The sequence below is a fragment of the Streptomyces sp. CB02959 genome, from assembly GCF_002803155.1.
Taxonomy (GTDB): Bacteria; Actinomycetota; Actinomycetes; order Streptomycetales; family Streptomycetaceae; genus Streptomyces.
On the sequence record NZ_NNBP01000003.1, the window covers coordinates 450,189 to 464,388 of the forward strand.

Below are 14,200 nucleotides of genomic sequence, written 5' to 3' on the forward strand. Positions count from 1 at the left end.
GGTGACGACGACGGAGTACGTCCGCTCAGATGTCAAGGTCATAGTAGAAGCCGGACCTGGGGCGGTGGGGTAGCGGTTCGGCCGTTGTCGACCGCCGTGCCCGCCCGGTGGTCCTTGTTGTGGCACCGGCGCATCGGATACGTTCCTGTATCGGTTGTTACGGACATGGACGCGACAAGGTTGTCGGCCGGGCGTCGGCGGCCGCCGCGGAACCGTAGAGGAGCTCCCCATGAGCGAGCGCAACGAGGTGGCGGTATGAGCGACGACGCCGACGTCATCGTCGTAGGAGCCGGGCTGGCCGGTCTGGTCGCCACCTACGAACTCACCCGGGCGGGGCGCCGGGTGCTCGTCGTCGACCAGGAGAGCGAGGCCAACCTCGGCGGCCAGGCGTTCTGGTCACTGGGCGGGCTGTTCCTGGTGGACAGCCCCGAGCAGCGACGGGCCGGCATCAAGGACTCGCCCGAACTGGCGCTGTCCGACTGGCTGGACTCGGCGGCCTTCGACCGGGACCGCGAGGACCACTGGCCGCGGCAGTGGGCGCAGGCGTACGTGGACTTCGCCGCGGGCGAGAAGCGCCGCTACCTGCACGACCTCGGGCTGCGGCTGACCCCCACCGTCGGCTGGGCCGAGCGCGGCGCCGGCCTCGCGACCGGGCACGGCAACTCCGTCCCCCGCTTCCACCTCACCTGGGGCACCGGCCCGGAGGTGGTCCGGGTCTTCGCCGAGCCGGTGCGGGCCGCGGCCGAGCGCGGGCTGGTGGTCTTCCGGCACCGGCACCGGGTCGACGGGCTGATCGTGGAGGACGGCGCGGCGGTCGGCGTGCGCGGCACCGTGCTGGAGCCGTCGGACCTGCCGCGCGGGGTGGCCTCCGGGCGCGAGGCGGCGGGAGAGTTCGCGTTCCGCGCGCAGGCGGTGGTGGTGACCTCCGGCGGCATCGGCGGCAACCGCGAACTGGTCCGCAGGAACTGGCCGGTGGACCGGCTCGGCCCGGCCCCCAAGTCGATGATCACCGGGGTGCCCGCCTACGTGGACGGGCGGATGCTGGAGATCACCGAAGAGGCCGGCGGCTCCCTGGTCAACCGCGATCGGATGTGGCACTACACCGAGGGCATCAAGAACTGGGACCCGGTCTGGCCCGACCACGCGATCCGGATCATCCCCGGCCCGTCGTCGCTCTGGCTGGACGCCACCGGCCGGCGGCTGCCCGCGCCGCTCTTCCCCGGCCACGACACCCTGGCCACCCTGCGCCACATCACGCACACCGGCCACGACCACACCTGGTTCATCCTGACCCGCTCCATCGTGGAGAAGGAGTTCGCGCTCTCCGGCTCCGAGCAGAACCCGGACATCACCGGCAAGGATCTCAAGCTCGCGCTGGCCCGGGTGAAGAAGGGCGCGCCCGGCCCGGTCCAGGCGTTCCTGGACCGCGGCGAGGACTTCGTCGTCCGGCGCACCCTGCGCGAGCTGGTCGCCGGGATGAACGCCGTCGAGCCGTCGACGCCCCTCGACTACGCGACCGTCGAGCGGGAAGTGGTGGCCCGGGACCGGGCGGTGGCGCACCCCTACTCCAAGGACCTCCAGCTGATGGCGGTGCGCAACGCCCGCGAGTACTGGCCGGACAAGCTGACCCGGGTCGCCAAGCCGCACCGGCTGCTCGACCCGGCGCACGGCCCGTTGATCGCGGTCCGGCTGCACCTGCTGACCCGCAAGACGCTGGGCGGCCTGGAGACCACCCTGGACTCGCAGGTGGTCCACCCGGACGGCACACCCTTCGACGGGCTGTACGCGGCCGGGGAGGTCGCCGGTTTCGGCGGCGGCGGGGTGCACGGCTACAACGCGCTGGAGGGCACCTTCCTGGGCGGCTGCATCTTCTCCGGCCGCGCGGCGGGGCGGGCACTGGCCCGCGGCCTGGCGTGAGCGGGCGCACCGCGCTGGTGACCGGGGCCTCCTCCGGCATCGGCGCCGCGGTGGCCGCGGCGCTCGTCGCCCGCGGCTACCGCGTCCTGGGGACCAGTCGCGACCCCGCGACGGTCGCGGCCCCGCTGCCCGGCGTCCGCTACCTCCCGCTCGACCTGGCGGACGAGGCGGGCATCGAGGCGTGCGCCGCCGCGGCGGGCCCGGTCGACGTGCTGGTCAACAACGCCGGCGAGAGCCAGAACGGGCCGTTCGAGGAGCTCCCGATGGCGGCGGTCCGCCGGCTCTTCCAGCTGAACGTCTTCGGCGCCGTGCGGCTCACCCAGCTCGTCCTGCCCGGGATGCGGGAGCGCGGCCACGGCCGGGTGGTGATGATCGGCTCGATGCTCGCCAGCTTCCCGCTCGCCTACCGCTCCTCCTACGTGGCCTCCAAGGCCGCGCTCAAGGGCTTCACGGACGCCGCCCGGCGGGAGGTCGCGCCCTACGGGGTGGCGCTCACCACCGTCGAGCCGGGCTCGATCGCCACCGGCATCAGCGCCCGGCGCACCCACTACGTGGCGGACGGTTCGCCGTTCGCGGACGCGTACCGGACGATGCTGGCCGCCCTCGACGCCAACGAGGCGCGCGGGATCCCGCCGGAGAAGGTCGCCGCCACCGTCCTCAAGGCGATCGAGGCGGCCCGCCCCCGGCCGCACTACGCGGTCGGCAGCAACGCCCCCGCGGTCTTCCTGCTGCGGCGGCTGCTGCCCGACGCGGCGGTGGAGCGGATGGTGGCCCGGCGGCACGGGCTGCGCTGAGCGGGACGGGCCCGGCGGGCCTGACGGACCGGGCCGCACCGGGCAACCCGGGAATCGCGGAAAAGCCTGGAAAATGGCTGGAAATCACTGAAGAGTGAGAGGGAGCGGCGCGGTCTCGCGGGAGGAGGACCTCCCCCGCGGCGTCCCCTTTCCCAGCGAGACCAGCGCGGCACCACGACTAACGCGAAGTTGCTCGCGTTAATCCGTCTTGGACAATACTTGGCCAGAACCCGCACTGCAATCCGCGCTGCGATCCGTATCACGACCCCCGTAACGGAGCCGCTGTGACGACCGCGCATCAGGCCCCGGGCGAGACCCGACCCGGAGGACGCACGGCGCGCACCCGCCGTGCCGTACTGACCGCCGTCTTCGAGGAGTTGGGTGACGGCGGCTTCGCCGCGCTCACCATGGAACGGGTGGCCCAGCGCTCCGGGGTGCACCTGGCGACCCTCTACCGCCGCTGGCGCAGCGTGGACAAGCTGGTCTGCGAGCTGCTGACCGACATGAGCAGCGGGGTGCCGCTGCCGGACACCGGCACCCTGCCCGGCGACCTGCGGGCGCTGGCCCGCGGGATAGCACGGTTCTACGGATCCGCCCGGACCCGCGGCCTGATCGAGGCGGTGGTCGCCGCCGCGGCCCGCGACCCCCAGGCGGCCACCGCACTGCGGGACTTCTTCGACGAGCGGCTGGCGCTGGCCGGGGTGATGGTGCAGCGCGGCATCGAGCGCGGCGAACTCCCCGCGGACACCGACCCCAAGGCGGTGATGGCGGCGCTCGGTGCGCCCTTCTACTACCGGATCCTGATCGCCCGCCGCCCCGTGGAGCCCGACCTCGCCGACTCCGCGGCCACCGCCGTCTGGGCCGCGGCCCGCGCGGGCGCGTACGCCACCGGGGACGTCCGGCCGGACGACGGCGCGGAGCACGGCGGCGGGGAACACGACGGCGCGCCGGAGCGGGAGGACTGAGCCTCCCGCCCCGGCGCGCCGTTCACGCGCGCGCGGGGCCTACTTGCCGAGCAGGCCCGCCATCCACGCCTCGACCTCGTCCGACCGGCGCGGCAGCGCCGCCGACAGGTTGCGGTTGCCGTCCTCGGTCACCAGGATGTCGTCCTCGATCCGGACGCCGACGCCGCGGTACTCCTCGGGCACCGTCAGGTCGTCCGCCTGGAAGTACAGGCCGGGCTCGACGGTCAGCACCATGCCGGGCTCCAGCGTGCCGTTGACGTAGCCCTCGGTGCGGGCCGCGGCGCAGTCGTGGACGTCCAGGCCGAGCATGTGGCCGGTGCCGTGCAGGGTCCAGCGGCGCTGGAGGCCCAGCTCCAGGACGCGCTCCACCGGGCCCTCGACCAGGCCCCACTCCACCAGCTTCTCGGCGAGCACCCGCTGGGCGGCGTCGTGGAAGTCCCGGAAGGCGGCGCCCGGCTTCACCGCCGCGATGCCGGCCTCCTGCGCCTCGTGGACCGCGTCGTAGATCTTGCGCTGGAGGTCGGTGAAGCGGCCGTTGATCGGCAGGGTGCGGGTGACGTCCGCGGTGTAGAGGGTGGTGGTCTCCACGCCGGCGTCCAGCAGCAGCAAGTCGCCGGAGCGGACCGCGCCGTCGTTGCGGACCCAGTGCAGGGTGGTGGCGTGCGGCCCGGCGGCGCAGATGGAGCCGTAGCCGACGTCGTTGCCCTCGACCCGGGCGCGCAGGAAGAAGGTGCCCTCGATGTAGCGCTCGCTGGTGGCCTCGGCCTTGTGCAGGACCTTGACCACGTCCTCGAAGCCGCGCGCCGTCGAGTCGACGGCCTTCTGCAGCTCGCCGATCTCGAAGTCGTCCTTCACCAGGCGCGCCTCGGAGAGGTACACCCGCAGCTCTTCGTCCCGCTCCGCGGTGACCTTGTCGTGCAGCGCCCCCTCGATGGAGGTGTCGTGGCCGCGGACGACCCGGACCGGGCCGGCGGCCTCCTTGAGCAGGTCGGCCAGCTCGCGGACGTCCTTGCAGCCGACGCCGAGCAGCGCGGCGGACTCGTCGAGGCTGTGGCGGCGGCCGACCCACAGCTCGCCCATGCCGTTCAGCCAGAACTCGCCGTTCTCGCGGTTGGAGCGGGGCAGGCGGTAGAGCGTCTCGTCGTGGCCGTCGGCCCCGTCGCCGCGCGGTTCCAGGACGAGCACGCTGCCGTCGGTCTGGTCGCCGGTGAGGTAGACGTACTCGGTCGAGGCCCGGAAGGGGTACTCGGTGTCGTTGGAGCGGGTCTTCAGGACGCCCGCGGGGATCACCAGGCGCTCGCCGGGGAAGCGCGCGGAGAGCGCGGCGCGGCGGCGGGCGGCGTGCGCCGCCTGCGCGATCGGCTCCAGGTCGCGCAGCTCGGTGTCGGCCCAGCCGCTCTTCATGTTCTCGGTGAGCTCATCCGATACGCCCGGGTACAGGCCGTTCTTGCGCTGCTTGATCGGCTGCTCTTCCTCGTCCGGGGTCTCCGGAGTGAGCTCGTCGGTCACCATGCCTCCTTTTAAGGCTTTTCAGACTGAACCGCATTCCATCGTAAGTGCGAGCGGAATCCGGTCCAGGGGTCGGACGAGGTGACCTGCCCCGCAGAGCGGTCCCAGAGGGCGGGCGCCGTCGCGTCCGCCCCTGTGACCTGCGGTGACGCCGTTACTCCTCGAAGTACGCCGCGAGCAGAACCACGTCCTCCTCCGAGGCGGGGTCGTCCAGCCCCTGCGGCAGCATGACCCGCACGACGTGGTCCACCACCGCCTCCGGGTCGTGCCGGCTGGCCCGGGGGATGCCGGCGGCCGCGGAGTGCAGACGGGCGAACGCCCGGTCCATCGGCTCGCCGGTGCGGTGCAGCAGCCCGTCGCTGTAGAGGAGCACGGTCTCGCCGGGGGCCGGCTCGATCTCCACGCTCGGCGCCTCCCAGCAGGCCAGCATGCCCAGCGGTGCGGAGAGCGAGGTCTCCACGAACTCCGCCCGCAGGTCGCCGAGGACCAGCGGCGGACAGTGCCCGGCCCCGGCCAGCAGCATCTTGCGCGGCGCCGCGCCGCCGATCCCGGCCGGCACCGGGGGCCCGCCCGGCACGCCCGGCGGCGGCTCGGTGAAGGCGAACAGCGCGGTGGCGCTCCGAGCCGGCTCGGTCAGCCGCATCAGCAGTTCGAGGTCGGAGAGGACCGCGACCGGGTCCTCGCCCTCCATGACCGCGTAGGCGCGCAGCGAGGCCCGCAGCCGCCCCATGGCGGCCACCGCGCTCGGCCCGGAGCCGGTGACCGATCCCACGGCCAGGCCCAGCGCGCCGTCCGGCAGCGGCAGTGCGTCGTACCAGTCGCCGCCGCCGCGCGGCCCGGTGGCGTGCCGCACCGCGAGCCGGACGCCGGGGATCCGCGGCAGCCTGCGGGGCAGCAGTTCCTCGCGCAGGGTCCGGGCGGCCTGCCGGCTGCGGTGGAGTTCGAGGAGCCGGGCGAGGTGCTCGGCGGCGTGCGCGCGGTAGAGGCCGACGAGGTGGCGCCGCCGCTCACCGGGCTCGGCCGGTTCGTCGTAGAGCCAGACCGCGGCGCCGAGCCGGCCCACGGCGCCGGCGGTGAGCGGTACGGCGTAACTGGCGGCGTAGCCGAGGCGGGCGGCGACCTCGCGCAGCCGGGGGTCGAGGTCCTTCTCGCCGGGGATGTCCGGCTCGGCGATCTCGGTACGGGCCTCGGCCCCGGCGTCGTCGCCCGCGCCGGGCTCGGGGAGGCCGTCCAGTATCCGCGCGTACGACAGGGCGCGGCGCGGCACGGTCTCGATGTGACCGATCTCGGCGTGGCCCAGGCCCAGTCCGACGGTGGTCTCCGGGCCGAGCCCGTCCTGCGGCGCCAGTACGACCAGTCCGCGCCGGGCCCCTACGAGGAAGGCGCCGGCCCGCAGCAGTTCGCGGAGCGCGTCGTCCAAGGTGCGGGTGCGGGCGAGCCGTTCGGTGAGGTCGTGCAGGGTGCTGAGGTCGGAGATCCAGCCCGCCAGCCGGTCCTGGACGGCGGCGATCCGGTCCACCGTGGAGAGGCCGGCGGCGGCGTCCGGTGCGGTGGGCCGGGCGTCGTCCTGATCCGTGCCGGCGGCGCCGGACGGGCCGTCAGCGCAGGTGCCGGAGGAGGGATCGGCGGAAGCGGCCGTCACACGAGGGTCGGTAGTGTGCGCGGGTGCGGGAAGAGCTGGTTCGATTCCAGCCACTTTCGGGACGTGAGGGGCGCTCATGGCCGACAACCCACGTCGCGCCCGAAAAAACCCCAGCTCAGGCCGCAATGTGACAGGGAGTGCGGCTTTTTGTTGAGTGATGTTGTGCGGTACTGCTGTCCGCTCAATGTCCTCAATAGCATCGCAAACCCCCATGTCATGCTGCTCCGCTATCAATGCCTCCACATGTACACGCACCAGCGATGTGATGTCCAGCACTGTCCCCTTGGGGTTTGTGGTGTCAGCGAGGTCTGTAGATTGGCCTGAAAATAGCCCCCTGAGCGTCAATTTGAGGTCTGCTGGCGGCGATCAGCAGCGCGTCATATCCACCGTGGCGGGTACGTACTCGGATAGGTGCGGGGCCAGTTGGGACCGCATCGGAACTCTCCGGACGGCGTCGGCGTCCTATACGGCGACCACCGCGACGCACTCCCAAGTGGCGGGATGGCACCACCGGAAGCGCAAGCGCCATGCGCGCGCCACCCTCCGCCACGTTCCACGCCCGGTGTACGGCGTGATGCGCTGCCTCGTACACGCGGTGACCGGATCGCCACGTGTGGTGAGAGAGAGCGCGAACGACCTCCGGGTCGCAGAACGAGGCCGGCCGGCCGAACCGCACGACAGGGCCGAAGCACCACTCCGTACCGGCCCGGAGCAGCACAACCGCAGTTGCGAACGGCATGCACCAACGGTGTCCAAGCTCATCGGCATGCAGTGCGAAGGACCAAACCCTCGGCGTAACGGAAAGGAACGAGCGCTCATGCGCGAGATCCTCGGAAGGCGACGCAAGCCCCTGTTCCGGCGCAGCGGGAGGTCGGCGCTGCTCGGCGCGGCGCTCCACTGCGCCACCGCATGGCAGTGGCCCGTCCTCCCGGGCGTCGGACTGCGGCCCGCCGGCCGGCAGCAGGCGGGCGGGCGGCTCGGCCTCGGCGAGCGGGCCCCCCGCCGCTGCAACTGCCCCGACCCCGACTGCGTGGTGCCGGGTGCGCACCCCTTCGACCCCGGACTGCTGGCGGCCACCACCGATGCCCGGATGGTGCGCTGGTGGTGGGCCAACCGCCCGGACGCGCCGGTCGTCCTGGCGACCGGCGGCCGGGCGCCCTGCGCGGTGAGCCTGCCGGCCGTCGCGGGGGCCCGCGCGCTGGCCGCGCTGGACCACTTCGGCGTCCGCACCGGCCCCGTGGTGGCCACCCCGACCCGCTGGTCGCTGCTGGTATCGCCGTACGACCTGCCGGAGTTGGGGGAGCTGCTGAGTTCCCAGGACTGGGTGCCCAGTTCGCTGCGGTTCCACGGTGAGGGCGGCTACCTCGTGCTGCCGCCGTCGCCGACCGGTGCGGGCAAGGTCCGCTGGGAGCGCCCGCCGGCCACCACCCAGGCCGCACCCTGGCTGCCGAAGGTGGGCACCATCGTCGACGCGCTGGTGATGGCGAGCACCAGCACCCCCGACGGCGGCAGCCGGCTCGCGTACTGAGCCGGCTTCCCCGCGTACGTCCACGGGTGGCCGGAAAGCGCGCATATCCGGTTCACCCGTAAGGGTGTGAGATGCCCTGGTACCTACGGGAATCGCGTTCTCGGGCACCCGGCGCCACCCCTGCCGCCCGATAGGTTCGGCGTACCGCCCGCCACGCCGCGGGCGGCACCTTCCCCGTGCCACCCCTCCCCGGCATACCTCGTCACCTTCGCAAGTGGGTCCCATGCAGCGTGCGCGGATTCTCCGCCTGATCGGGCTCGCCGGCACCGCCGTGCTCGCCCTCGCCGTCCCCCTGGCCGCCGCAACGGCCGGCCCGGTGGACACCCTTCTCCCGCCGGCGGTCCCGGACGCCTCCCGAACCCCGGGCGCCCCCGCCGCGGCCGGCGACCCGCTCACCGACCTGGCCCGCCCCCTCCTGGCCCCCGGCGGCCGCACCGTCCACTGCGGCCCCGAACTCACCGCCCGGCCGGGGATCACGGCCCAGACCTGCGTCCTCACCGAGGCCGGCCGCACCTGGGCGCGGACCTTCTTCCGTAACTCCACGGGTGAACCGCTGCGCGCCGCGTTGACGCTGCTGCGCCCGGACGGCCGGAGCGTCCAGGCGGACTGCGCGGTGCCGGCGGACGGGGCGCCGGGCGAGTGCGAGACGCCCGACGGCCCGACGGCGCGCGGGACGCGGCTGCCGTACGGCGCGGTGGCGGAGTTCTCGGATCCGGCGGGGGAGCGGCTGCTGCTGCGCTCCGGCGGCAACTGGACGCCGGGCGGCGGGAGTTCGGGGCGCTGAGGGCCCGGCCGCGAGGCGGCGGCGGTCCGGCGGCGGACGGCCGTGGCCCGGACATGGAAACGCCCGGTCGCTGGCGACGGGGGATGCACCAGCGACCGGGCTTCTAGAACCGTAACAAGAGATTCGCGGTTCGCAAATTCGATCGTGGAATTCCGGACGCGGATTTACCCGCGAGTGCGGGGAGTTGCCGCGGATCCTGTGACGGGCGTCACTTCCATGATCGACTCGGGTGGGTGATCAGCTCAGGGTGATCTGACGGTTGGTGAGCCCGCCGCGGGACCGGCGCTCCTCCGCGGTTAGCGGGGTGTCCGTGGCGAGCGCCTTGGCCAGTCGCTCCCCGAAGGCGGCGGCCGGGCCGGCGACGTCGTCGGCGCTCATCGAGGACGGCAGGTCCCACACCGGGACGACCAGGCCGTGCGCCCGGAACGAGCCGACCAGCCGGGTGCCCTCGCCCAGCGAGGAGGTGCCGGCGGCGTGCAGCCGGGCCAGCGCGTCGAGCAGCTGCTCCTCGGGGTGCGGGGTGACCCAGCGCAGGTGGTTCTTCTCCGGGGCCTCGCACCAGTACGCCCCCTCCAGGCCCGGGATCCGGGCGGTCGGGATGGCCGCGGCGTTGGCCCGCTCCAGGGAGGCGGCGACCTCGCCGGTGGCGTTCTCGGCGTTCTCCACCCAGAACTCGAAGCCGGTGTGGACGGTCGGCTCGAAAGGCGCGTCCGGGTCCAGCAGGTCCTGGAGCCGCGGCCCGTCGGCGGGGGCCCGCCCGGCGGCGACCGGGTGGCCCGGCTCGGTGACCAGCGCCCGCTGGAGGGTGTCGGCGAGGTCCCGGCTGAGGTCGCCGGACGAGGTGTCGTTCTGCAGACCGATCAGCACCGCGCCGTTGTCCCGGCGCAGCGCGGGCCACGCCATCGGGAGCACGGTGGCCAGCGTCACCGACGGCACGCCCTCGGGCAGGCCGCCCTTGAGGTTCAACTGGGCCGTGGCGGCGGGCACCAGCTCGCGCAGCGCCACCCAGTCGCACTCGCCGGGCAGCCCCTCGAAGGGGCGGCGGACCAGCTCGGTGGCGGCGTGCGACGCCTGCCGGCCGTGGCAGGCCTTGTAACGGCGGCCGGAACCACACGGACAGGGCTCGCGGGCGCCGACCACCGGCACCTCGGCGTCCTTGATCTGTACTGCTGCGGCCCGGGGCTGGGGGCGGCGCTTCTTGGCCATGGTGACGGAGTCTCCTGGTGGTTCCTGGTGGTTCGGACGCGTTCCGGCGCGAGCCTAAAGGAGACCGGTGCCCGCGGCGCCACCAACATCGCCGTAAGGGCGCCGGGTACGTCAGCGTGGGTGCGGCGGCGGCGGGCGTCCGCCGCTCCGCCGCGTCGCCGGGGAGGGCCCGGCGCCGCCCCGCTACGGCAGTTCGTCGAGGTCCGCGAAGGCCAGGCCGAGCGTGCCGCGGCCCGGGCGGCGGCCGTTGCGGGCGGCGCGCGGCGTGCTGTCGCGCGGGACCTTCCGCAGCGAGAGCGGAAGCCCGGCCGTCAGGTCGGACGGCAGCTCCGGCCCGAGGCCGGCGGGCAGATCGGCCGTCAGATCCACGCGCGTAGCGAAAGCGCCCTGGAGGGAGAGTGCGGCCCAGACCGTCACCTCGCCGGGCGCGGTGTCGCGGACGCCCCAGTCCTTGGCGAGCGAGCGGATGATCGCCAGCCCGCGCCCGCCGCGGGCGCTGATGGACGGAGTGGCCGGAACCGGACGGGTCGGGCCGCCGCCGTCGGTGACCGCGATGATCAGGCGCCCCTGCCCGTCGATGCGCCAGGCGGCGCGGACGGAGCCCTGAGGAGTGCCCCGGCCCGTCCCTGACGCGCCGTCGGAGGCGCTCCCCGTCGCGGAATCCGGCGTCCGGTCCTCGTATATCGGACGCGCATGGCGACACGAATTGCTCAGTAGTTCCGACAGGACCAGGACCGCGTCATCGACGACTGTGTCCTGAACTCCACTTGCCAACAGCTCTTCTCGCATGCGCCGCCTGGCCATGCCCACACCCGCTGGTCCATGGGGTACGGCCATGATCGACGACGTCGGCACCTCTTGTGCCACCACCAACGCCACCCCCGAGACCTCCTTTGCCCCACGCCACGGGATGGATGCCCCAATGGACTGGACCGGAAACCGGCCAACCGGCACACAGTGACGCATTCGACACCGACACATACGGGCCGAATGCGCCGGTGCACACCCTGTGACGAGCCTTACCTAAGGCCGAGTTGCATTCGTACCTGCTTGGGGCGGTTCGTAATGATTGCGTCCACGCCCAGTTCGCGGCACAACTCCACATCCGCCGGGTCGTTGACCGTCCAGACGTGGACCTGGTGGCCCGCCCGGTGCGCCTTGGCGACGTACTCCGGGTGCGCGCGGAGGATCCGTACGCCGGGGCCGGCGATGCCCACTCCGGGCGGCAGCCGGCCGTCACGGTGACGGGGGGTCAGGAACTGCATCAGATAGACGCCGGGGATCTCCGGCGCCGCGGCCCGGACGCGGTGCAGGGAGCGCGCGGAGAAACTCATGACGCGGACCGGGGGCGTCCGGTCGCGGGTGGCCGGTTTCGTATGGCCGAAGCGGGCGAGCAGTTCGACCAGCCGCTCCTCCACCTGTCCGGCCCAGCGCGTCGGATGCTTGGTCTCGATGGCCAGCTCGACCCGCCGGTCCGCGTCCGCGACCAGCTCCAGCAGCCGCTCCAGGGTCAGTACGGACGTCCGCTCGGCGTTCTCCTGCTGCCAGTCCGGCTCCTCGTCCGCGGTCACCGGCCGCCCGCCGGTCCGCTGCACGTCCTCCAGGAGGCCGCCCGTGCCCTCCAGCGTGTCCTTCCAGGAACCGAAGTCCAGCGCGGCGAGGTCGGCCAGCTCCAACGCGGAGACCGCGCCGCGCCCGTTGGAGGTGCGGTTGATGCGCCGGTCGTGGACGCAGACCAGATGCCCGTCCGCGGTCAGCCGGACGTCGCACTCCAGGGCGTCCGCGCCGTCCTCGATCGCCTTCCGGTAGGCGGCCAGGGTGTGCTCCGGCGCGTCCTCGGACGCGCCGCGGTGGGCCACGACGGCGATGGCGGGACGCCCCTGGCGGGCGTCCTCGGAGGGGCGTGGGTAGGTCACCGCGTCATGGTGTCATCCGCCGGGCCGGGGACGCCCGGAAGAAGATCGCGGATGGCTGGATGGCCGGTGTCCGCACCTCCCGTGTCGGAGGCCGGGTCCGCCGCGTCCGCCACATTCGTCAGGTGCGTGTCAGGTGCGTCATGTGGCGGAGCGCTGCGTATGACGCATCTGTTGCCGTATGCCGCATAGCTAGGGGAATAAGTCACAGGTTCGGCTTACGGTGCTCTGACGAGCCATGGGGGAGGCTGGGGACGGCTGGGCGGAGGTGGCCGGAAGACGGCCGGGACGGGCCGGTGGGCGGAGGCCGGACCACCGCCGGGACGGCCGGGACTCGCCCGGAGCGGCGGGATCGCGGATGCTGGAATACCGCGGGATCCCGGATGCTGGAAGACCGGGATCCGGCCCCGGGCCGGTACCGCCGTGAAGCGAGCTGACTGAGGAGAGAGCTGTGAGCACCGAGAACGAGGGAGCCGGCGTCCCGTCGGAGGCCAAGCCGCCGACCGGGCCGCAGCCGGACAGCGCCCCCGCGCCCGCCTCCGGTGAACCGACTCAGGCCGCGCCGGGCACGCCCCCGCCGCCGGACTACGCGCCCCGGGCCCCCGAGCCCGCCGCCGGCCCGGCCGACCACGACCGCACGCAGCAGCTCCCCCCGACCCCGGCGGCCCCGGCGGCCCACCCGGAGCAGCCCGCCGCCCCCGCCGCCCCGTACGCCGCGGCCGGGCACGGTCCGGCCGGCGGCTGGGGCGCGCCCCCGCACGGCGGTGGCGGTGACCCCTGGGCCGTGCCCGGTCACCAGCCGGCCCCGCAGAAGCGCAGCGGCGGCCTGATCGCCGCGGTGCTGGTCGCCGCGCTGGTCGCGGGCGGCGTCGGCGGCGGTATCGGCTACTGGGCCGCGGGCCGCAACGACAGCGGTTCGACGACGGTCTCCGCCTCCGGCGACCCCGAGGCGCTGAACCGCAAACCCACCTCCGTCTCCGGGATAGCGCGGCGGGCGCTGCCCAGCGTCGTCACGATCGAGGCACAGGGCGCGAGCGGCGACGGCGGCACCGGCACCGGCTTCGTCTACGACAAGCAGGGCCACATCCTCACCAACAACCACGTGGTCGCCAGCGCGGCCGACGGCGGCCGGCTCACCGCGACGTTCTCCAACGGCAAGAAGTACGACGCCGAGGTCATCGGCCACGCCCAGGGCTACGACGTCGCCGTCATCAAGCTCAAGAACGCCGCCGGCGCCACACTGAACCCGCTCCCGCTCGGCAAGTCCGCCGACGTCCAGGTCGGCGACGCCACGATCGCCATCGGCGCGCCCTTCGGCCTGTCCGGCACGGTCACCACCGGCATCGTCAGCGCCAAGGACCGCCCGGTGGCCTCCAGCGACGGCGGCGGCAGCAGCGCCTCGTACATGAGCGCCCTGCAGACCGACGCGTCGATAAACCCCGGCAACTCCGGCGGCCCGCTGCTGGACGCCGGCGGCAACGTCATCGGCATCAACTCCGCGATCCAGTCGGCCGGCAACGGCGGCGGGCTCGGTGGCGAGTCCGGCCAGTCCGGCAGCATCGGCCTGGGCTTCGCGATCCCCATCGACCAGGCGAAGCGGGTGGCGGAGGACCTGATCAAGACGGGTCAGCCGGTCTATCCGCAGATAGGCGTCCAGGTCGGCATGCGGGAGTCCGGCGACGGCGCGACCATCGCGCAGACCGGCAACAACGGCAGCGAAGCGGTCAGCCCGGGCGGCCCGGCCGACAAGGCGGGCCTGAAGCCCGGCGACACCATCACCAAACTCGACAGCACCGTCGTCGACAGCGGCCCGACCCTCATCAGCGAGATCTGGCAGCACAGGCCCGGCGACCGGGTCACCCTCACCTACAAGCGCGGCGGCAAGGAGCACACCACTCAGGTCACCCTGGGACAGCGCACGGGCGACAAGTGACGCGCTAGT

The 14,200-nt window shown here is 73.5% G+C and carries 11 protein-coding genes; 6 read left to right on the forward strand and 5 right to left on the reverse strand.

Annotated features, from left to right (window positions below; genetic code table 11):
• Positions 1–255: 255 nt before the first annotated feature.
• The 3 genes from CG747_RS07750 to CG747_RS07760 all read left to right on the forward strand — a co-directional run bounded on the left by CG747_RS07750 (position 256) and on the right by CG747_RS07760 (position 3,676).
• The gene (locus CG747_RS07750) at positions 256–1,917 is read left to right on the forward strand and encodes an FAD-binding dehydrogenase (protein ID WP_100600871.1); all 1,662 of its coding nucleotides are present in this window, start codon (positions 256–258) and stop codon (positions 1,915–1,917) included.
• Positions 1,914–2,711, forward strand: a complete 798-nt coding sequence (locus CG747_RS07755) for an SDR family oxidoreductase (protein WP_100600872.1) — start codon at positions 1,914–1,916, stop codon at positions 2,709–2,711. Before CG747_RS07750 ends, CG747_RS07755 begins: the two co-directional genes overlap by 4 nt.
• 284 nt (positions 2,712–2,995) lie before the next feature.
• Complete coding sequence (locus tag CG747_RS07760; RefSeq protein WP_100600873.1) at positions 2,996–3,676, forward strand: TetR/AcrR family transcriptional regulator; 681 nt, start codon at positions 2,996–2,998, stop codon at positions 3,674–3,676.
• Positions 3,677–3,715: 39 nt separating this feature from the next.
• On the opposite strand, the gene CG747_RS07765 is transcribed toward CG747_RS07760, so the two are convergent.
• Complete coding sequence (locus CG747_RS07765; RefSeq protein ID WP_100600931.1) at positions 3,716–5,185, reverse strand: aminopeptidase P family protein; 1,470 nt, start codon at positions 5,183–5,185, stop codon at positions 3,716–3,718.
• Positions 5,186–5,339: 154 nt separating this feature from the next.
• On the reverse strand, positions 5,340–6,905 hold the full coding sequence (locus tag CG747_RS07770) for a PP2C family protein-serine/threonine phosphatase (RefSeq protein ID WP_100600874.1): 1,566 nt from the start codon (positions 6,903–6,905) through the stop codon (positions 5,340–5,342).
• Between the two features lie 739 nt (positions 6,906–7,644).
• Between CG747_RS07770 and CG747_RS07775 the strand changes: the two genes are divergently transcribed.
• Positions 7,645–8,355, forward strand: coding sequence for a bifunctional DNA primase/polymerase (locus tag CG747_RS07775; protein WP_100600875.1), 711 nt, complete (start codon positions 7,645–7,647; stop codon positions 8,353–8,355).
• Positions 8,356–8,578: 223 nt separating this feature from the next.
• The gene (locus CG747_RS07780; protein ID WP_100600876.1) at positions 8,579–9,139 is read left to right on the forward strand and encodes a hypothetical protein; all 561 of its coding nucleotides are present in this window, start codon (positions 8,579–8,581) and stop codon (positions 9,137–9,139) included.
• A gap of 237 nt (positions 9,140–9,376) precedes the next feature.
• On the opposite strand, the gene CG747_RS07785 is transcribed toward CG747_RS07780, so the two are convergent.
• The 3 genes from CG747_RS07785 to CG747_RS07795 all read right to left on the reverse strand — a co-directional run bounded on the left by CG747_RS07785 (position 9,377) and on the right by CG747_RS07795 (position 12,261).
• Entirely contained in the window at positions 9,377–10,345 is a 969-nt protein-coding gene (locus tag CG747_RS07785) for a DUF5926 family protein (protein WP_100600877.1), read from the reverse strand.
• 183 nt (positions 10,346–10,528) lie between these two features.
• Positions 10,529–11,311, reverse strand: a complete 783-nt coding sequence (locus CG747_RS07790) for an ATP-binding protein (protein WP_100600878.1) — start codon at positions 11,309–11,311, stop codon at positions 10,529–10,531.
• A gap of 53 nt (positions 11,312–11,364) precedes the next feature.
• Entirely contained in the window at positions 11,365–12,261 is an 897-nt protein-coding gene (locus CG747_RS07795) for a glycerophosphodiester phosphodiesterase family protein (RefSeq protein WP_100600879.1), read from the reverse strand.
• 448 nt (positions 12,262–12,709) lie between these two features.
• Here CG747_RS07795 and CG747_RS07800 point away from each other — a divergent pair, with 448 nt between their 5' ends.
• The gene (locus CG747_RS07800; RefSeq protein WP_100600880.1) at positions 12,710–14,191 is read left to right on the forward strand and encodes a S1C family serine protease; all 1,482 of its coding nucleotides are present in this window, start codon (positions 12,710–12,712) and stop codon (positions 14,189–14,191) included.
• Positions 14,192–14,200: the final 9 nt, after the last annotated feature.

Bases quoted from the DNA above. Each gene is read 5' to 3' on its own strand.
- CG747_RS07750 (WP_100600871.1), top strand. From the start codon at position 256: ATGAGCGACGACGCCGACGTCATCGTCGTAGGAGCCGGGCTGGCCGGT.
- CG747_RS07770 (WP_100600874.1), bottom strand. From the start codon at position 6,905: ATGAGCGCCCCTCACGTCCCGAAAGTGGCTGGAATCGAACCAGCTCTT.
- CG747_RS07785 (WP_100600877.1), bottom strand. From the start codon at position 10,345: ATGGCCAAGAAGCGCCGCCCCCAGCCCCGGGCCGCAGCAGTACAGATC.
- CG747_RS07775 (WP_100600875.1), top strand. From the start codon at position 7,645: ATGCGCGAGATCCTCGGAAGGCGACGCAAGCCCCTGTTCCGGCGCAGC.
- CG747_RS07790 (WP_100600878.1), bottom strand. From the start codon at position 11,311: ATGCGTCACTGTGTGCCGGTTGGCCGGTTTCCGGTCCAGTCCATTGGG.
- CG747_RS07780 (WP_100600876.1), top strand. From the start codon at position 8,579: ATGCAGCGTGCGCGGATTCTCCGCCTGATCGGGCTCGCCGGCACCGCC.